This is a genomic window from Bradyrhizobium sp. WSM4874 (assembly GCF_055811835.1).
Genome location: NZ_JBVVPR010000024.1, coordinates 56,979 through 75,721, shown reverse-complemented (window position 1 = coordinate 75,721; position 18,743 = coordinate 56,979). Strand labels below are relative to the sequence as shown.

At 59.8% G+C, this 18,743-nt stretch carries 14 protein-coding genes and 2 pseudogenes; 11 read left to right on the top strand and 5 right to left on the bottom strand.

All coding sequences use genetic code 11. The features are described from left to right. Nucleotides 1-19: 19 nt before the first annotated feature. The 6 genes from AC0L3P_RS23820 to AC0L3P_RS23795 all read left to right on the top strand — a co-directional run bounded on the left by AC0L3P_RS23820 (nt 20) and on the right by AC0L3P_RS23795 (nt 8,556). Entirely contained in the window at nt 20-505 is a 486-nt protein-coding gene (locus AC0L3P_RS23820; protein WP_275170267.1) for an Hcp family type VI secretion system effector, read from the top strand. Nucleotides 506-728: 223 nt separating this feature from the next. Beyond that, nucleotides 729-1,235, top strand: coding sequence for a type VI secretion system baseplate subunit TssE (tssE, locus tag AC0L3P_RS23815; RefSeq protein ID WP_275170665.1), 507 nt, complete (start codon nt 729-731; stop codon nt 1,233-1,235). Between the two features lies 1 nt (nt 1,236). Further along, a complete protein-coding gene (gene tssF / locus AC0L3P_RS23810; protein ID WP_275170266.1) occupies nt 1,237-3,198 on the top strand; it encodes a type VI secretion system baseplate subunit TssF in 1,962 nt (653 codons plus the stop codon). After that, nucleotides 3,162-4,226 carry a type VI secretion system baseplate subunit TssG gene (tssG, locus tag AC0L3P_RS23805; RefSeq protein WP_275170265.1) on the top strand — a complete coding sequence of 355 codons (1,065 nt, stop codon included), beginning with the start codon at nt 3,162-3,164 and terminating at the stop codon, nt 4,224-4,226. Before tssF ends, tssG begins: the two co-directional genes overlap by 37 nt. 98 nt (nt 4,227-4,324) lie before the next feature. Further along, entirely contained in the window at nt 4,325-6,964 is a 2,640-nt protein-coding gene (gene tssH / locus AC0L3P_RS23800) for a type VI secretion system ATPase TssH (protein WP_275170264.1), read from the top strand. 5 nt (nt 6,965-6,969) lie between these two features. Beyond that, nucleotides 6,970-8,556 carry a class I SAM-dependent methyltransferase gene (locus AC0L3P_RS23795; protein ID WP_275170263.1) on the top strand — a complete coding sequence of 529 codons (1,587 nt, stop codon included), beginning with the start codon at nt 6,970-6,972 and terminating at the stop codon, nt 8,554-8,556. Between the two features lie 78 nt (nt 8,557-8,634). Here the strand turns inward: AC0L3P_RS23795 and AC0L3P_RS23790 are convergent, their stop codons facing one another. The 3 genes from AC0L3P_RS23790 to AC0L3P_RS23780 all read right to left on the bottom strand — a co-directional run bounded on the left by AC0L3P_RS23790 (nt 8,635) and on the right by AC0L3P_RS23780 (nt 12,607). Next, nucleotides 8,635-9,534: a DUF4399 domain-containing protein gene (locus AC0L3P_RS23790; RefSeq protein ID WP_275170262.1), complete on the bottom strand. Its 900-nt coding sequence runs from the start codon at nt 9,532-9,534 to the stop codon at nt 8,635-8,637. 119 nt (nt 9,535-9,653) lie between these two features. Next, on the bottom strand, nt 9,654-10,880 hold the full coding sequence (locus AC0L3P_RS23785; RefSeq protein WP_275170261.1) for an OmpA family protein: 1,227 nt from the start codon (nt 10,878-10,880) through the stop codon (nt 9,654-9,656). Nucleotides 10,881-10,906: 26 nt separating this feature from the next. Then, nucleotides 10,907-12,607 (bottom strand): caspase family protein, encoded by a 1,701-nt coding sequence (locus AC0L3P_RS23780; protein ID WP_473305525.1) that lies wholly within the window; start codon nt 12,605-12,607, stop codon nt 10,907-10,909. Here AC0L3P_RS23780 and AC0L3P_RS23775 point away from each other — a divergent pair. From AC0L3P_RS23775 to AC0L3P_RS23760, 4 genes and pseudogenes are all read left to right on the top strand, one after another. Continuing rightward, entirely contained in the window at nt 12,591-14,378 is a 1,788-nt protein-coding gene (locus AC0L3P_RS23775; RefSeq protein ID WP_473305523.1) for an SUMF1/EgtB/PvdO family nonheme iron enzyme, read from the top strand. The genes AC0L3P_RS23780 and AC0L3P_RS23775 overlap by 17 nt on opposite strands. A gap of 497 nt (nt 14,379-14,875) precedes the next feature. Continuing rightward, nucleotides 14,876-15,904 carry a hypothetical protein gene (locus AC0L3P_RS23770; protein ID WP_275170258.1) on the top strand — a complete coding sequence of 343 codons (1,029 nt, stop codon included), beginning with the start codon at nt 14,876-14,878 and terminating at the stop codon, nt 15,902-15,904. A gap of 80 nt (nt 15,905-15,984) precedes the next feature. Continuing rightward, the gene (locus AC0L3P_RS23765) at nt 15,985-16,443 is read left to right on the top strand and encodes a hypothetical protein (protein ID WP_275170257.1); all 459 of its coding nucleotides are present in this window, start codon (nt 15,985-15,987) and stop codon (nt 16,441-16,443) included. Nucleotides 16,444-16,452: 9 nt separating this feature from the next. Further along, nucleotides 16,453-16,764, top strand: a pseudogene (locus AC0L3P_RS23760) (hypothetical protein); the annotation flags it as partial. Nucleotides 16,765-16,830: 66 nt separating this feature from the next. Here the strand turns inward: AC0L3P_RS23760 and AC0L3P_RS23755 are convergent. Then, nucleotides 16,831-17,901 carry a hypothetical protein gene (locus AC0L3P_RS23755; protein ID WP_211397511.1) on the bottom strand — a complete coding sequence of 357 codons (1,071 nt, stop codon included), beginning with the start codon at nt 17,899-17,901 and terminating at the stop codon, nt 16,831-16,833. A gap of 331 nt (nt 17,902-18,232) precedes the next feature. On the opposite strand from AC0L3P_RS23755, the gene AC0L3P_RS23750 reads away from it, so the two are divergent. Then, complete coding sequence (locus tag AC0L3P_RS23750; protein WP_275170256.1) at nt 18,233-18,439, top strand: hypothetical protein; 207 nt, start codon at nt 18,233-18,235, stop codon at nt 18,437-18,439. Between the two features lie 76 nt (nt 18,440-18,515). Here the strand turns inward: AC0L3P_RS23750 and AC0L3P_RS23745 are convergent. Further along, a pseudogene (locus tag AC0L3P_RS23745) lies at nt 18,516-18,719 on the bottom strand (DUF427 domain-containing protein); the annotation flags it as partial. Between the last annotated feature and the right edge of the window lie 24 nt (nt 18,720-18,743).

Below are 18,743 nucleotides of genomic sequence, written 5' to 3'. Positions count from 1 at the left end.
TTTTTGAGAGGACTAAGCTATGGCTGTCGATATTTTCTTGAAACTCGATCCCATCAAGGGCGAGTCGCTGGATGACAAGCACAAGGACGAGATTGATGTATTGAGCTGGTCGTTCGGCGAAAGCCAGGCCGGTACATTCCACAGCGGATCCGGAGGCGGCGCCGGCAAGGTCAACATCCAGGATCTCCACTTCACGCACTTCGTGGACAAGGCCACCCCGGAATTGTTTAAGGTCTGCGCGAACGGAAAGCACATCGAAACGGCGATCCTGACTGTGCGCAAGGCTGGCGAGAACCCGCTGGAGTATCTGAAGATCGAGATGAAGCACGTCCTGGTCTCCAGCGTGTCGACCGGCGGATCGCACGGCGAAGAGCGCCTAACCGAAAACGTGAGTCTGAACTTCGCCAAGGTCAAGATGACCTACAAGACCCAGACGGACAAGGGTGCCGCCGGCGCCTCGCCGACCTTCGGCTGGGACGTTCCTGCCAACAAGGAATGGGCATGATCTTCGGCCCCTCGCCTGGCGCCGGTTGCCAATAGCGGTCACCGGCGCCATGCGGCGATATCCCAAATTGCATCCTTCGAATGGCCCCGGTTACGGCCGGGTGCCTGGCCACGATACGTCAAGTGCGACGCCGATTGCCGCCTTCGAAGCGGCATAGGCGCCGAACGTCATGGGGACCAGATTGACGCTTACGCCAAAAAAGGATCGGCTCTCTCCGCCGCTGATGCTCGCCTTTCGCGCGGCGCATGAAGCGCGTGATGCGCGCAAGAAGCTCGATCTGCGCGATCAGTCCGGTGAACGGATTATCGCAGGCCGGCGCAGCACAGGACGCCATCCGATCTCGGAGGCACTCCTCCGGCGCGAGGTCTCCCATGACGTCGAAACGCTCCTCAATACGATCGCTCTCGAATCGACGCTAGACATGAGCGGCCGGGATTGCGTACGAACGTCGATTCTGAACTATGGCTTTCCCGACATCGCCAATCGTTCGATCGACGAGGTCACGGACGACGAGCTCAGCAACTCGCTGCGCACCACACTGCTCAATTATGAACCAAGGCTCGATCGCAAGACAATCCGGGTCCGCCGCGACGCCTCGATCGGACCCGAGCAGCTCAAGCTGCGCTTCATCGTTCACGCCGATCTGAAAGCTGAACCGCTCAACGTTCCCGTGGAATTCGTCGCCGACGTCGAGCTCGACAGCGGCGATATCCAGATCAACCGACTTTAGCATGAATCGCGAATTCCTGGACTTCTACAATCGCGAATTGTCCCTGCTGTACGAGCAGGCAGGAGATTTCGCCGAGGAGTATCCCGGCATCGCTGAACGCCTGGGCGGCCTGATCAGAGACCGCTCGGATCCGATGATCACCGGGCTACTGGAAGGCGCGGCGTTTCTTGCCGCCCGTGTCCAGTTGAAGCTAAAGCACGAATTTCCGGAATTCACCTCGAATCTGCTGGAACAGCTGGTTCCGAACTACCTTGCCCCTACCCCGTCGGCCATGCTGGTCGCAGCAGGACCGCCCTATGCCGACCCGGCGCTGCGCGACGGCAAAAAGATCGCGCGCGGCGCCTATTTCGACGCCACCTACCGCGAGAGAGAGCGAAGCCTCGCCTGCCGATTTCGACTTTGCCGCGATATCACGCTCTGGCCGTTCGACATCACAGGCGCCGAATACTTCTCGACGGCGGGCGCGCTGCAGGCACTCGGAATCCCGGTCGGAGGCGACGTCATCGCCGGACTCAGGCTGTCGTTGACCCACCGCACCGCGGCCCAGGTTGACGAGGAACTGTCGGATGCAGAGGCTCGGACAAAGCCGGAAACCTGGTTTGCGGGCTGCCGCATGAGCGAGCTCCCGATCTATCTCGTCGGTGCGGAATCAGATGGCATAGCGCTCTACGAACAACTGATATCGAATTGCAAGGGCGTCTACTTCCGACATCTCGACGATTTCGGCGATCCGGTGGTGACGCGCGCACCGCACGACTGCGTGCAGCAGATCGGTTTCGACGAAACCGAGTCGCTGTTTCCGCACGACAACCGCGTCTTTCGCGGCTCAGAGCTGCTCCGGGAATATTTCATGTTTCCGCGCAAGTTCCTTGGCGTTCACTTGACCGGACTCCGCAGCGTGATGCCGCGCCTGCGCAGCAAGTCGATCGATATCGTCTTCGCCTTCGATGAACACAATTCTCGGCTCGCCGCCGCGGTGCGTTCCGATAGCTTCAGGCTCTACACCGCACCGGCGATCAATCTGTTCGAGAAGACGAGTGATCGAATCCCCGTCAAGTCGAACACCCACGAATATCACGTGGTGCCGGATCGCAGTCGCTATCTCGAATACGAGCCGCACCAGGTCCTCGAAGTCTACGCGCATTTCCCGGCGGAGAAGGACAAGCGGCTGGTACGCCCGCTGTATTCGGCAAGCGTCGACCAAACCAGCGCACAGGGGCTTTACTTCACCGTCCGCCGCCTGCCCCGGCGCCGCACGGTGGAAGAGAAGACGTACGGCTCATCTTCCGATTACACCGGGACGGACATGTTTCTATCGCTGCTCGAGCCCGGCGAATTGAACGGGCAGAACTCGGCCGCCGAGCTCAGCGTCCGAGCGCTGTGTTCCAATCGGCACCTCACTGAGCACCTGCCGGTCGGCGCGAGCGGCGCCGACTTCCACCTGCTGGACGACACGTCCCTCGACCTGGTGTGCGTTGCTGGTCCAACCCGGCCGCGCGAGCCGGTGGTCGCCCAGTTGCGCAGTCGCAGCGAAATCGCCAACAGCGGGATCGTCAGTTGGCGGCTGATCAACATGCTGAGCCTGAACTATCTCGGCCTCGTCGAGCGCAACGGCGGCAAGAACGCAGGAGCGCTACGCGAGATGCTGTCCCTGTTTGCCGACCAGTACGACGACGCCACCGAACGCAAGATCCGGGGCGTGCGCAGCATCGAAAGCCGGCCCGTCGTGCGACGGGTGCGGGAGCGCACCGGGAGCGGTGCCGCGCGCGGCCTGGAGATCACTGTCACACTTGACGAGAAGGCGTTCGAGGGGAGCGGCGTGTTCCTGCTCGGAGCTGTGCTGGAGCGCTTCTTCGCCGACTATTCAGGCTTCAACACCTTCACCCAAACGATCGTCTCGACGCCGGAGCGTGGCGAGATCATGCGGTGGCCACCGCGCATGGGCACGCGGAGACCACTGTGACGCTGATCGACCAGATGAAGACCGAACCCTGGCGGTTCGATTTCTTCAATACCCTGCGTCAGCTCGAGCGAGCCAATCCGGATCGACCTCGGATCGGTGACAGCGCCGCCCGCCGCGAGGAGTACGTCGATCTCGGCCAAGTGCCCTACCTCGAGTTCCCTGCCTCTAATCTTGCCGTAGTCGACGACCAGAATGGCCGGCTCAGAATCCTCGTCAAGTTTCTCGGCCTCCTGGGTCCGCAAGGTGCGCTGCCACTTGCCACGACCGATGAAAGTCTGAGCTGGTGGCTGATGCGGGACGACGCCTTCCCGCGCTTTCTTGACCTGCTCAACGGCCGGTTCCTGCAGCTCTTCTTTCGTGCCTGGGCCGACGCCCGGCCGATCGCGCAGCACGACCGTCCCGCGGATGATCGCTTCATCGCCTATGTCGGCTCCTTCGCCGGCCTCGGCTCAGACGTTTTCGCCAATCGGGACACCGTACCCGACATGGCGAAGCTCAGCTTCGTCGGACTGGTCGCCCCGAGGACGAAATGTGCGTCACGGCTGACGCGGTTCTTGCAGGGACTGTTCGACGTCAAGGTCGAGATCGACGAGTTTGTCGGCACTTGGCTTGCGTTCGATCCAAGTCACTGCAGCCGGCTCGGCGAGGCGCATGCCAGCCTCGGTCGGGACGCGCTTCTCGGCTCACGCGTGTTCAGCGTCGAAGACAAGATCAGGGTTCGGGTCTTCGTCAAGAATTTTGTCCAGTACGAGCAGTTCCTGCCGACCGAAGCGCGCAACTTGTCGGAGCCGCTGGCCGACGCCGTTTTCTTCTACGTTGGCGACGAACTGGAGTGGGAGGTCGAGCTCGCCATTCCAGCAGGAGAGGTCGTCCCCGTCAGACTAGGGCAGAGCGGACGGCTTGGATGGACCACCTGGGTCTCCCCGAACTGGACCTCCACTGAAGAATATCGCCGCGATGCCCGCTTTCAGCTCGGGGAGCGCCTGCGAGCCCGCCGGAACGCCGCAGCCGATGCCTCGGCAATTTGAACCTATCGACCGCGCCGATCGTCCCAATGTCATGGGATTCGCGCCAATTTCCGTTGGGTGTCAAACATCGGCGGAGCAATTGAGCAGGAGGGGCCGCCGTGACCGACATCAGTATTGAAGCCGTAACGGGCAAACTGAACCGCGCCGGTTACGACGCCTTCATACAGGCTCTTCGCCATGCCAAGAGCGCCGGGAACCGCAACGTCGAGCTTGCGCACTGGCTGTTTCATATCCTGCAGCAGGAGCGCACAGACGTAAGCCTCTCGGTGGACCATTACAAGCTCGACCGGGGGCGGTTGCTGTCGGAACTTGCCGGCGCGATCAATGGCTTTCGGAAGAACGAAACAGACATGCCGGGTATCGCCAATCCGGTCATCGATCTCCTCGATCGTGGCTGGCACTACGCCACGCTCTTTTTCGGCGAAACCCAGATCCGCACCGGCCACCTGCTCGTGGCTGGGCTGAAGTCGAACGACATCCGTCGCGCGCTGAACAACCTCTCCCAGGAATTCGCCAAGGTCAACGTCGAAGCATTGGCCGCCGAGCGTCGCGCCATCTGGGCCGGCTCCGACGAGGAGACCATGCGGCCCATGGACGGCTCGGGTCTTGTAGGCGCTGGCACGGACGGCGCGGATCAGACCAGCCCGAAAGGCACGACACCGCTCGACCGTTTCTCGCAGGATCTCACAGCGAAGGCCAAATCGGGCGAGATGGACCCGATCCTGGGGCGGGACGAAGAGATTCGCCAGTTGATAGACGTTCTGATGCGAAGGCGGCAAAATAATCCGATTCTTACCGGCGAAGCCGGCGTCGGCAAGACGGCGGTAGTGGAAGGATTCGCGCAACGCATCGCCGCCGGGGACGTGCCGCCGCCGCTGCGCAATGTCCGGCTCTGCGCCCTCGACATCGGCTTGATGCAGGCCGGCGCCTCGATGAAGGGCGAGTTCGAGCAGCGGCTGCGCTCGGTGATCGACGAGGTGCAGAGCTCGCCCACCCCGGTCATCCTTTTCATCGACGAAGCCCATACCTTGATTGGCGCCGGCGGTGCAGCCGGCACCGGCGATGCGGCAAACCTCCTGAAACCTCCACTCGCCCGTGGCACGCTGCGCACGATCGCAGCTACAACCTGGGCAGAATATCGCCAGTACATCGAGAAGGACCCGGCGCTCGCGCGACGCTTCCAGCCGATCCAGATCGACGAACCGGATGTCGAGACCTGTTGCGTGATGCTGCGCGGCCTTCTTGGCCCAATGGAAAAGCACCACGGTGTCCGCATTTCCGACGCCGCAATCATTGCAGCCGTCAACCTCTCGCACCGCTACATTCCCTCCCGACAGCTGCCGGACAAGGCCGTCAGCCTGCTCGATACCGCCTCGGCCCGCGTGGCGATCAGCCAGAGCGCCACGCCGGCCCTGATCGAGGACACGCGTGTCGCGATCACGGCTCGCGAAGCTGAGAAATCCGCGCTGGTCAGCGACCGCGATCTGGGCATCGAGGACGGCGAGCGCGTCGCTACGATCGACAGCGATATCGCCGCGTTGAAAGAAAAGCTAACCGCGCTGGAGGCCGACTGGGCCAAGGAGCAGGAGCTCGTCAAGGACATCCGCAGCATTCGTGACATCCTGTCCGAGCCCAAGGAAGATCAAGATTCAGATGCAAAACGAGCGGAGCTGCGCGGCAAGTTCGAGACGCTGGAGGGGATCAATCCGGAAAAACGGATGGTCTATGCCCATGTGGACCAGCAGTCGGTAGCGTCCGTCGTGTCCGACTGGACCGGCATCCCGGTTGGTCGGATGATGCGGGACGAGATCGAAACCGTGCTCAAGCTACCGGAGATCCTCAACCGCCGCGTCGTCGGCCAGTCCCACGGGCTGACGATGATCGCCAGACGTATCGAGACCAGCCGCGCCAAGCTGGACAACCCGTCGAAGCCGATCGGCGTTTTCATGCTGGCCGGACCATCCGGCGTCGGAAAGACCGAGACCGCGTTAGCGCTTGCCGAGACGCTCTACGGCGGCGAGCAGAACATGATCACGATCAACATGTCGGAGTTCCAGGAGGCGCATACCGTCTCGACCCTGAAGGGAGCACCTCCCGGTTACGTCGGCTACGGAGAAGGCGGCCGCCTCACCGAGGCGGTCCGGCGCAAGCCATACAGCGTCATCCTGCTCGACGAGGTGGAGAAGGCCCATCCCGACGTCCATGAGATCTTCTTCCAGGTGTTCGACAAGGGAGTCATGGAGGACGGCAACGGACGACGGATCGACTTCAAGAACACCTTGATCATCCTGACGACCAATGTCGGTACCGATCTGATCATGGGGCTGTCCCGCGATCCAAAGTACCGCAATGAACCGGAAGAGCTCGCGAAAATGCTCAGGCCGGAACTGCTCAAGGTATTTCCGGCGGCTTTGCTCGGGCGTATCGTCTCGATCCCCTACTTCCCGCTCTCGGACGAGATGCTCGGCGGCATCGTCCGGCTGCAGCTCGACCGCATCGGCCGTCGGCTACGCGATAATCACAACGCGGCCTTCAGCTACGACGACACCGTCGTTGAGCACATCGTGTCAAGCTGCAACGATCCGGATTCCGGCGGGCGCATGATCGACAACATCATCACCAACACATTGCTGCCGGAGCTGTCGCGCGAGTTCCTGAGAAAATCACTTGCCAAGGAAGAGATCAAGCAGACGCGCGTCTCAATCGCGAACGACAAGTTCGCATATTCGTGGAACTGAGCACGATGAATGTTCACACTGAGCATCGCCCTTCGACGACCGGCCCAACACGGTACGACGAGGTCTACTATCCCGGCCACGTCTACGGGCTCACCCACCCCAACCATCTTGCAACGATTGCCGCCGTCTACGGCATGCAACCTGCGCCGGTCGAGTGCTGCCGAGTACTGGAACTCGGCTGCGGCGTCGGCGGCAATCTTCTGCCAATGGGCTTTCAATATCCGGACAGCGAGTTCGTCGGTGTCGACCTGAGCGGCGTGACGATCGAGCGCGGCCAGAAAAATATCGCGACACTTGGCCTGAGCAACATCAAGCTCCTCCATTGCGACATCATGAATGTCGATCCAAGCTTCGGACAGTTCGATTACATCATCGCGCACGGCGTGTACTCATGGGTGCCACCGCCCGTGCGTGAGAAGATGATGACGATCTTCAAGCAGAACCTGTCACCGCGCGGGATCTGCTACGTCAGTTACAATGCGCATCCGTTCTCGCACCTCCGCGACATGGCCCGCGACATGATGCGGTATCACACCCGCCGCCTCACCGGCATGAAGGAGAAGGTCGGACAGGCTCGCGCGATCCTGAAGTTCCTGAGCGAAGGCTCGAAGGCCAACACGGTTCACGGCGCGATCATGCGGGATCAGTACAACCGCGTTCTCAAGTCTCCCGACGAATTGTTGTTTCACGACGATCTCGACGATGGCGCGACCGCCTTCCTGTTGCACGAAGTCGCAGAGGATGCCGCCCAGCGTGGCCTGCAGTATCTGGGCGATTCCGATTTTTCGCGCCGCTATCTCGCCGGCTACTCCGAGGAGGTCCGTGCCACGCTGCAGCATTTCCCGGAAAGCGAGTTCATGGCACGCGACCAGTATCAGGATTTCATCGACGGCAACGGCTTCCGGCGCACCTTGTTTTGCCACGACAATGTTTCCCTCGACCGGCAGATCGACACAGATTTCGTCAGGCGGTACCACCTCTTGAGCACGACCAGCGCCGTCGATCCCGAAGCCTGTGTGACAGACGATTCTGCAATGGAATTCGAGATCCAGAACGGCAGCAGGATTACAGTGACCAATCCCCTCCTGAAGGCAGCGCATCTGTGCCTCGGCCGCGCGTGGCCGCGCGCATTGTCATTCGGCGAGTTGCTGCACGGTGCGCGCGCGCTGCTGGATGGCCGTCACGCCGACGATGACGAACGGGTCCTGACGGAGGCGATGTACATCCTGTGCTGCAGCGGCGAGGTCTCCTTCCTGGTATCGCCGCCATTCCTGCTGAAGGAAATTACCGACCGGCCGCAAGCGAGCTTACTGGCCCGCAAACAGTCGCACACAAGTCCGCACGTCACCAACCTGCTCCACCAAACAGTGCAGTTGGAGGACGATCGAACCCGGCATTTCCTGCAATTGCTCGACGGCCTTCACACGATCGACCAGATCACGGCCGAGATGACCGAAGCATTTGGCTCCAGCATCCGGATCGAACAAAAGGACAAGGACGGAAAGCCAGTAGAGCCGCTGCTGCTTTCAACTCGAGAGAGCGTTGAACGCTCGCTTGCGATGGTCGGCAAGCTGGGCCTGTTGGTCGCCTGAGGCGATCGATCTCAACTCAAAGCGGGGCGCGAGACCACTGCGGTGGGCTGCGCGCGTTCGCGTGTCTCCGTCTCGTGCCTAATGATAGTGCGATATTCGGTGATGTTTCCGCGTCGGCGGCTTACGACCGTTGGCGGTCACCACAACATTGATAAGCTGCGAAAAAACCGGGGGATCGTGTGGTATGTGATTTTCGTCGGCCAGGATCAGCTGCAGCTTGTGACGACCCAGCGGCAGATTGATTTTGGCTTCGGTTTGACCCGCGCCAAAATGAAGATGGTTGAAATCATTGGGGATCGGCTGATCAAATGGCGGCAGGCTGGTATCGATCAGCAAATGGTGGTGCCCCGTATTCGCCTTTTCGAAGCCGGCGGGAGCAACGCCCATGCCGACCAGGCCGAAACGGACAACAGACGTTGGCGTGACGTACGCCCCGTCCACGGGATAGACAAAATAGACCTTCGCTCCGGAGGGCGACGGGTGACGTCCCGAATGCGGCGTGGCCTGGGCCGACGGGGCTGCAGCCTGATCGACGACGTGAACATGGATACGATCAGAGAACAGCGGCGGTGACGTCGGCACATGATTCTTGTCGCCCAACAGCAGCTGTAGTGTGTGGTCTCCCGGCGTGAGCGTAACTTCGGCTTCGGTCTGACCTGCACCGAAATGCAGATGATTGAAGTCGCTCGGAATGGGACTGTCCATCGGCGGCAGCTCGGCATCAATCAAGAGATGATGGTGACCGGAGTTTCCCTTGTCGGATCCGGCTGGCGCTACGCCCATTCCCTTCAAACCGAAATGAACGGTGAATTTCGTCGGGACGGTCTGCCCGTCCTTGATGTCCACGAAATAGACCGCAGCACCAGCAGGCGAGGTTGTAGGACCGCCGGCGGGCTTTGGCTGTGCATGCGCTGAGCCGAACGCTCCCGCTAAAATCAGGAGGGACGTCGTCATTGCGACCAAGGCTTTCGATACCATGAGAGACCCCCTAAGGCCGATAATTTGGAGCGCGGTGCGCTCTGGATTGAAGGAAATGAACGTGGCCAAACAAGACAAAAGTTGAGAGTGCGCGGCAGCTTCGAGACTTCAATGCGCATTCAGCATCGGTGTACGTTGAAATCGACGCGGCGGTCGATCGCATCGCTCGCGTCATCGCGGCCCGTCCCGACGATCGATTCTCGAGATCCGGCGCCGACCGCCTTCAGCCGGTCAGCCAGGCTGGGAGAAGCACTCTGCAGGAGATCCTTGATGAACTGCGCCCTTAGCACCGATAGGCGTTCATTGATTTGCGCCGGTCCGGTATTTGATGTGTGCCCAACGACATCGATGCAGGAATCGTTCTGCATCGCCTGCGACGCGATCTGACTTAGCCACATCGGGTATGGACCGGTGATATTCTGGTCATCGAGGAACTGCGTCGTGCCCGGCTTGAACAGAAGCCGTACGGACAACTTATTGGCCGTCAGGCCATACTTGACGAGACTGCCAAATGCCTCGGTGGCATCGGTCCGGCGATTAAGCTTCCAGCTGGACAGATAAATACCAGAATGAACACGAAGTTGGTCGCCGCCCGACATTTGCCGGGCCGTCCGATAGAACGCCAGCGCCTCTCGATAGCGTTTGTCGTCGTATTCGAGGATTGCGTCGCTCACAAATGCCGACGTGGCGATCCTCTCGACATATAGGGGATCGATCGGGTCGCCCAGCTTCGTCCCCTGGCAGGTCTTGATGTAGACGGCAATCGCCGGATCATTGGTCCAGATCGGAGCCTCGGCGAAGGCCGGCGTGGGTTCGGCTTTAACGCCGTCGAGTTTTGCCCTCGCAACGGCCTTCGATACGATGCTCTTGCTGCGAAGGTCTGCCAATGCAAGACAGATCCTATAGGCGTCTCGAACACCGTCAGGTGCACCGGCATTGTTTATCGCTGTAAAGGTCCCGATCAGGACAACAGGAGCGCGGCTCAGGGCCTCGCTGGAAAATGGCAACACGGCGAAGCGGGGATATGACTTGGCCACGAGGTCCTTGATGCGCTCCTGCATCAAGCGGGTTGCAGCTGATTGCGCGCCGGTCGCAGCGTCGATTAACGGATCGATGATGAGTTCAACCTTGTCCGACCCCGCGGGCACCGTAGCCTTGGAAAAGAGATCGTTGGCGGCCCGCAACAGCGCGTCGTCGAAAGGGATCGGCGTGGGCGGTGGCGGCGGCGCCGAAGAGGCTTGTGGCGGCGAAGGCGTTGGCGAGGTCGCCTGCGCATAGCACGCTTGGATGGACGTCATCAGGAAGCCGATCGCGAAGCAGGTGACGATTGGAGCGCGATCAATCATGTCTGTTCAACCTTGATTAAAATGAACTAGCGACATTGGCGAAGGGCAATGCGATCGGATTCCGATATGTCACCCAGTTGCGCACGTGCATTAATCTCCTGGCAACGGGGCGTCGATTTCTGCCGAGTCGGCGCAGGGGCTGCCCGCGAGTCAGCCGCGACCGACGGCAGCCGGGCAGTCTCGATCGCAAGGCGTTGCTCGGCGCGCTCACGATCGGATTGCGCCTTCGACAGTTTCTCCGCCATCGCGCGCTCCAGTGTGGCGCGTTGCTCGGCCAATCTGATCCTGTTTGCCTCGAGTGCCGCTACTTCATTCGCGAGCTGATCACGCCGATCTTTTTCCTCGGCGCCAGGTTCGGGAGGCGAAGGCCTCGACGGTTGCGCGGGAGCGCTCGAACTCAATCGCTTTTCCTCGTCGGCTTGCCTGACCTCGTCGCGCTTACGCAATTGGGCCAATTCCTCGCTGGCTTTTCGGAAGCCGGCTTCGGCCTGCTCCAGATCAACCCGAAGCTGCCGCTCCTTCTCGTTGTATTCGTTGACCAGTCGGTCGCGCTCGTTGGCATTCTCGATGGTGTCGATCCGGGCACGGGCCGCGTCGACAAGGCTGCTCGACGGAAACTTCGTGATGAATGCCTTCAATGTCGCAACGCTCGCGGAAGACAGCGGTCCCATCTTCTTCCATGCGTCCAGATCGCTCTCTTGGGGATTCAAATAGAAATCCCCCAGCAGGGAGACCGAGAGCTCCGGTGTTTGTTGCCCGCGCGTCTCACGGTTGACACTGACGGCGACATGCCGGAATAGCGCGCCGACTTCGATCCCCGGTTCCTGCATCTCGCGAACCAGTGCGTTTGTAAACGGACTGTTGCGGCCGGTACCATCAGCCGCCACCGCGTTGGCCTGGGTCGCATAGGCGATCAACATGCCCTGAGTCCGGTCGATCCGGGCAAGTCCTCGGGTGATTTCCCCGCCGCGATTGCCGCTGCGTTGGGCTATAGCCTTCGCAAACGGATTGGTCCGGCAGGCATCCAGAACCATAAGTCGCGTTCCCGAGCTATATCCGAGCGCTTCGACAACATCGTCAAGCTTCACGAGGTCGAATGTCACGATTGAATCGGGATCGACTTGGGCATCGACAGGGACAAGGTAGTTCTGACCTTCAATCTGAAGCCCATGGCCCGAATAATAGAACAACGCAGCATCAGTGCCCCGCAGCTTCTGCGCAAAACGCGCCAATGCAGCGCGCATGCCACGGCCATCGAGATCGCGACCGTCGATGACCTCGAACCCGAGGCGACGCAATTGATCGGAGATGTCGTCAGCATCGTTGCGGCTGTTGCGGAGCAATGTGGCATTGGCATATGCCGCATTGCCTATGACTAGCGCGACACGCCCGTCAGCGTGCGCCTCTGGCGAAAGAAGCAGAGACAGGCACATGGAACAAGCAATCAAGCAAAGCGTGCGAACGAATTTCACGAACGGAGTTCCGCCAAATGGCTTGCCGAGCGGCACCGGTAATCTGAGACTAGGAGCAATCGCCGAATCTCGCAACTTCTTGTTTCCATTCAGCCAGCGTGTTAGCTTCACCAACATATTTGCACACTGCGCCCGTTCGTTTGCTTCAGGCTGAGCAGACCGCATATGAACCGGAGTTTTTGCGCTGATCCAAGTCTGGGGCATTTTGCGTTGATCCAGGTCCAGGGCTGATGAAGCGATGAAACTGTCAGGCATGGGCCGCACTTTAAAGGTGCTCGTCGTTTTGTGCGCCTTTGCGGCTGGCGCGTTCATCCCACAGCTCTTTTTTCTTTCGGCCGCCCGGGGCCAGAACGCGAGTGCTGCGCAGGCCGACAAGAGGGTCGCTCTCGTTATCGGAAATGGATCTTATCCGCAGTCGCCTGTCCGTACGGCGGTTTCCGACGCGAAAGCGATCGCCGAGCTTTTGAAGGCTGGTGGTTTTGACGTGGTTTATGCGCAGGATGCGCGAAATGCCGATATGGATGCGGCAATCCAACAATTCAGCCAAAAACTGGAACGCGGTGCCACCGCCGTCGTCTACTTCTCCGGTCATGCCATCCAGTATGAAGGCCGCAATTTCCTCATCCCGATCGACGGTACCATTGCATCGGACCTCGATATTCACTCCAATGCGGTGGATGGCGATCTCATTCTCGATCCGCTGATCGTTGCCCGGCCCAGAGGTTCAGCCGTTATCCTTGATGCGGCGAGGAGAAATCCATGGCAGCAAAAGACATCGGTCAAGGCAATTGGGCTCGCCAACGTCAGTCCTATCCAGGGCATCACTCAAGCTTACCCCGCACTCCCCGGGCAGGTCGTGGAGGATCAAAAGGGAGCGCTCAGTCTGTTTGCTGACGAGTTCGTGAAAGCCGCCAAGGCCCCCGGTCGAACCTTCAAGGAAGCATTTGGCCAAACCCGGGCTGCGGTCGCAAAGGGAAGCCGCAACAAGCAACTCCCCTGGGAAGCGTCGCTCGAGGCCGCTGACTTTGTCGTTACAGGCCGCAACGAACCAACAGACACGGCGTCGCGCGCGGTCGCGAGATTGGGCAACCCGCCGGATACGGTGGAACAAGGTTTCTGGGATACGATCAAGAGCAGCAACAACGCGGCCGATTTTCAGGCCTATCTCGATGCCTATCCGAACGGTCCGTATGCCTCCGAGGCGCGGGCAGGCCTGCAACGCCTTGGCGCGGTAGCCAGCCCGGCAAAGCCGCAAACACCGACTGTGACCAACACGCCCGCGCCGCCGGTCTCGCCGCCACCGAGGTCTACAATTCGTGACTGTTCCCAATGCCCGGAGATGGTGCTGATACCTTCAGGCAATTTCAACATGGGTTCGACTGAGGTCTTCCCGTTTGAAGGCCCTGTGCATCAGGTGTCGATCCGCAAGCCGTTCTACATCGGTAAGTACGAAGTCACATACGATGAGTGGGACGCCTGTGTCATGGACAGAGGCTGCACCTATCGGCCGGCCGATGCCGGAGCGGGACGCGGCCGCCGTCCCGTCACTGATGTCGATTGGAACGACGCAAAAACCTATGCCGCATGGCTGTCGCAAAAGACCGGGAAGACCTACCGACTGCCAACGGAAAGTGAATGGGAGTACGCCGCCCGAGGCGGCACCAGTTCACCCTACTCTTGGGGCCGGTCAGTGGAGAAGGACCGCGCAAATTGTGCGGGCTGCACCAGTGAACCGCACTATGCCACCATGCAGGTTGGATCATTCAAACCAAATGCGTTCGATATTTATGACATGGCCGGCAATGCCGCAGAGTGGGTCGAGGATTGCTGGACCGAGGGGTATCGAGGGACGCCCACTGATGGATCCGCTTCGGTCAAACCGGGTTGTCCCGAGCGGGTGCTTCGGGGCGGCTCGTTTAATAATGACCCGAAATATCTGCGCTCAGCCGCACGGTTTAGATATGATTTCAATGTTCGCTATCAGGCGAATGGATTTCGAGTCGTTCGCGAGAAGGACGGCGACTAGGACGGTGATCGGAGTTTCCGGTCGGCAGGTTCAAACCGCCTTAGCCCAGGCACCGTTGACGTGTGACTCTGACCAGAATTGAGCTGGACCGCTGGCAACTTCATTGAACATTCCGGCATTTGAACCCGTCCCAGTTCGGATGCGACCAATCCGTGCCGAGGCGCGAGGCTGACCACGTGAAGCGCGATCTGGGTGCTGTGGACAAGATATTTTCACAATAGGACTCAACGGTTATCGGCGGGACCTGGCAAGGTGGGATTCCTATTGCCGGTTTCGAAGCCACGAGCGCCCGCAGGCTTTGAGGGTATGCAAAGGTAAGTGAAAGCGAGCTGGTTAGCCGATTTTCGCACCTACTTCGTGCTGTAGCTCTTCCTGTCGGGCCTGACGACCCAGACGGACCCGACACCATACACTTCAACTGAGCCGGCGCTTTGATTCAAACCGCCCGCGCGCAAAACTTCGCGTTGACGCGCCGAACTAGAACAGGAGAACCGGACATGGCCGCTTTCCAGGAGGTTTTCCGCCGCTCCGGCATCGATGAGCGCCGCAGCCCGCCAGGCGTGGTGGTGCCGTTCGGCGGCTCGAACATCGTGGCCCTGATCGATCCCGGAAGAAAGCTCGAAGTCGATCCTAACGCCCATGCCCTCGCAATAAAGGAGATCGATGGCGCCGATACCCTTAGACGCGTCATGCAGGCCAGAGATGCATTCTCCGCACCCGATATCGATCCGCAGCTCAGGGCGGCGTCACTTCCCGCCACATTCAATGGCGATGCACGGTTTTTCGAAATCAATGGCCGAATTAAGCCGATTGGCTTTCCCGGTCTGGAGGTGGTGGCCCGGTCGGCCGACCGGAAGATCGAAGCCAAGCTCCATGTCGTCGTGCTGCCGGAAATCAAGATCAAGGTGGCGTTCCGCAATGTCATGGTTCCGGGCAGTGGCGGCGCTCCGATGTTTCACGCCAAGAAGCCTTGCAGCGAGCAAGATGAATTGCTGACGATGAACAATATATGGAAGCCGCAGGCCAACATCCGCTTCGAGCGAGTGCCAAGCGACTGGCTCTTCATCGACGACGCGCAGGCTGCCATCAAACAGGAGCTCGCCACCGCGACTGGCATGAAGGATGCGAGCCTGGCGACCTTTCCCGATATGATCGATGTCGAAAAACTGAAGGGCTTCTTCGCCAAACACAAAGTCCGGGGCGCCCACTTAACCATTTTCTGTGTCGACAAGCTTCTGTCCAATGGCTCCTTCCCCAATGGCTCGTTTGTTCGATCGTTGGACCTTGCCTTTATCAGCTCGCAACGCGGGCCTAACACGTCTGCCCATGAAGCCGGGCATTTTCTCGGCTACTACTCGAAGAGCGCGACCAAACCTTGGGACAGCAACGGCCACACACTGGAGACCGATCCAAAAACCGGAAAAGAAAACAGGACGGAGGACATCAAGATGCTGATGCGCGACGGAGGCGCCGGGTGGAAAATTCCGTTTAATCTCGTCAAGGAGTTCCGCGAGTTCCCCGGTTAGCATCCGAAGAACGGACAGAAGCCGGACATCACGCTAGACGTTGAATAGCACCTTTGGGTCAACAGCACCGATCCGGCAAAATGGTCAAAGAACAACGGCCTTGTTGGGATGAAAAGACGCAAGCTTCCTTTGCAGAGCGGGACTGTTTCGACGTTTACATCACCAGCGTAACGAAGGTGACCGGCTTCGGCAAAAGCACCACTCACAACATCGCTGGTACCCGTGGATACGAGATCTCCGGCTTGCTGGTCTACCCACAATGGCAGGCCAAGCTGAAGGTCGATGAGAGCGACGGCGACTTCGGGCTTTGGTTCTATCACTCCTACGGCCGCGCCAACGAAGCTCGGCAACCGTTTCTGGAAATCTGGGTCAGTGATCGCGACTACAGCATCCGCGCGGCCATCGCGAGTGCTCACCAGGCTGCCGTCATCAGTGGGCACAAGCGCTCACTGGTCAGGTTCTGGAAGCGCAAAGGGACGGAATTTTCACGGCCGAGGAAGCCGCAGCTGGCTGGTCCTCCGAGAGGCGCTATCCATTGAACGGCATGTATGTGTGGGAGCAGTTCGAATCCGTGCATTTGCCGAGATGGGCGCTTCCCACGTCGAATGAACGTTTTTCGTCAGATGGAATGGCGGACTGGTACGATCGTTTCAAGCGCGCGAGAGCCGCTGGATTCGCGTTCGAGAGTGCCTATCTTTCCCGGAATGCTGAAATCCTCCTTTAAGCCTTGTCTGCCGACTCGTAGCACCAAAGTCCCCGACCGTCCCGACTGGATCCACGAGATCAAGCACGACGGCTATCGCCTGATCGTCCAGCGTGACGGCAACCGTGTCCGGCTGTTCACGCGCAACGGCCATGACTGGACGGCCCTCGAAGCACGAAGCCACAGCTCCGTCGGGAAATCAGTCTGCCAGCTACCCGCCCCATCACGGCGTCGGGGCGACCACATCCTTGAAGTCAGACAAAGCGCGAATGGCTGCCGTTCTGTTCAACACAAATCGCTTCACTTCCTCTTGCTCGCTCGAACTCAAATCCGTCCATTTATGTTTTTCAGTTGGGAAGCTGATCAGAAGGCCTTCGCTGCGGTGCTGTGCGACTTGGACAGGAATAACGTCATCAGGTGTGTCGACGAGATACTGGTCTGACGGATGATTTTCGGCTTTGAGTGTTCCGGATTGCACCTGATTGGATACCTCGGGAATACCCAACGAGAAACCGAGCGCCTTCAGATCGAAGACCAATGAGCCGGGATGAGTATCGACGCTGACGAACTGGAGAAAGCTGGTCTGCGACTTGGTCACGCCGGTTTTAAGATGACCGTGAACGACCCGCACGAGCTGGCCTTCCGATCCGTTGATCCAGTCTTCGAAGTCCATGAGCGGTGTCGTGAACACGACGGGCTTGCCCACTTGCGCATCCCGCAATTGTTTGGGATCGAACTTGTCGAAGCTGACGGGCGACACCTTGGGCACCTTCTTGAACATGCCGGGTCCGATGGTCAGATCACCGCCGATAATCGGCCCAAAAAGCGACAGTTCGCGCCCTGTACTCAAGTTCTTGATCTTCACGCGGAGCAAGCTCGATTTTACGCCGATACCCGAGGCGCCAAAGAGCGCTGCGATTTTCATCTCCCAGAAGGTGCTCGGCGCATAAACAAGCCGAGGCGGACGGTGCACCCTCTTGTAACCGCCCGTACCTGTCCAAACTAGGTCGACCATGAGGACGACACTGCGATCGATGGCGGCGTTATCTTCGCCGGCCGTCGGAAACGGTTCCGTGCTCCCGACTGCCTTTTGGCCAAGCGCGACGGGCAATCCCGGCAGCTGCATTTTGACGATGGGATCAACCTGGTCGAAGATCGTTTTCGCCCTGAATTCCGACAGGCGCTGATTCAGTGCGGACGCCGCCGCCTTCGTGCGGGCACCTCTCCAGCGTCGGCTGGCGTGACCAACGCATGTGATGCGGACCGAAACCGTCCCATCTTTGGGAATGCCCATGGAACTGCTCCTATATTGCAGGTCTTTTTTGGTCAGTTGAGCGTTTGGAACGGTTCAAATGCGCCGAAATGGATTTATCACGAGTGTGCTGTCAGGGGTTCACGCAGACCACAGCCTTGGACAGCGACGACAAGGTGTCGCCACGAACGCTGATGTGGGGATTGCGTTCGATGCCAAACAGCTGGATGACATCAAAGAAGTTTTTACTCCAAAAGCGAGTTATCGCGCACAGCCTACCTCACCTCGCCACCACCCACACCACCACCGGCAACGTCACAGCCGCCAGCAACGTGCCCAGCGCCACCGCGCCCGAGACCGGGTTCACCCGCGCATGGACATCAAGGAAGCCTCGGCGATGACGGAAGCCTCCGGGCTGGTGAACGAGCAGGAACAGGCGCCAGAGACGCGCCGGCCGCAATCCCAGAAAGACCCCGCCGCGAATTGGGCCGATCGTCTCCGGAAAGCAACCGTCCAGGCGCCGCTGCAGTCGCTCGCGGTCGCGTTCGTGCTCGGAATGTGGTTCGCACGCCGGCGCTGATGGCGGCGGAGTCATGATCGGAGCCTTCGACGGCGAACAGGGTAGCCAAGGCGGGATTCCCGGTCGCAGGACAGCGGCGCCCACCGACGCTGATCGTCCGATATTCCGCAACGCCCTTAAACTCACAAAGCGAATGACCCTCGACGCGGCGCAACAGCGCGAGCGCCACATCTGTGGGAGGGAAGTGGTACGTGAGGATCTAAGTCAGGGTCGCCTTGTTCTCAGGCTTAACCAACGTTTCGACCGTACCCTTTGGTAGCTTGCCAAAAGCAGCATTGGTTGCCGTGGGACGCATGATGGAAGA

Excerpts from the sequence above, each read along its gene's own strand:
- AC0L3P_RS23775 (WP_473305523.1), top strand. The coding sequence starts at position 12,591 with ATGAAACTGTCAGGCATGGGCCGCACTTTAAAGGTGCTCGTCGTTTTG.
- tssF (WP_275170266.1), top strand. The coding sequence starts at position 1,237 with ATGAATCGCGAATTCCTGGACTTCTACAATCGCGAATTGTCCCTGCTG.
- AC0L3P_RS23750 (WP_275170256.1), top strand. The coding sequence starts at position 18,233 with ATGGACATCAAGGAAGCCTCGGCGATGACGGAAGCCTCCGGGCTGGTG.
- AC0L3P_RS23780 (WP_473305525.1), bottom strand. The coding sequence starts at position 12,607 with ATGCCTGACAGTTTCATCGCTTCATCAGCCCTGGACCTGGATCAACGC.
- AC0L3P_RS23795 (WP_275170263.1), top strand. The coding sequence starts at position 6,970 with ATGAATGTTCACACTGAGCATCGCCCTTCGACGACCGGCCCAACACGG.
- AC0L3P_RS23820 (WP_275170267.1), top strand. The coding sequence starts at position 20 with ATGGCTGTCGATATTTTCTTGAAACTCGATCCCATCAAGGGCGAGTCG.
- AC0L3P_RS23770 (WP_275170258.1), top strand. The coding sequence starts at position 14,876 with ATGGCCGCTTTCCAGGAGGTTTTCCGCCGCTCCGGCATCGATGAGCGC.
- AC0L3P_RS23765 (WP_275170257.1), top strand. The coding sequence starts at position 15,985 with ATGGTCAAAGAACAACGGCCTTGTTGGGATGAAAAGACGCAAGCTTCC.
- AC0L3P_RS23785 (WP_275170261.1), bottom strand. The coding sequence starts at position 10,880 with ATGATTGATCGCGCTCCAATCGTCACCTGCTTCGCGATCGGCTTCCTG.
- AC0L3P_RS23755 (WP_211397511.1), bottom strand. The coding sequence starts at position 17,901 with ATGGGCATTCCCAAAGATGGGACGGTTTCGGTCCGCATCACATGCGTT.
- AC0L3P_RS23790 (WP_275170262.1), bottom strand. The coding sequence starts at position 9,534 with ATGGTATCGAAAGCCTTGGTCGCAATGACGACGTCCCTCCTGATTTTA.
- tssE (WP_275170665.1), top strand. The coding sequence starts at position 729 with ATGCTCGCCTTTCGCGCGGCGCATGAAGCGCGTGATGCGCGCAAGAAG.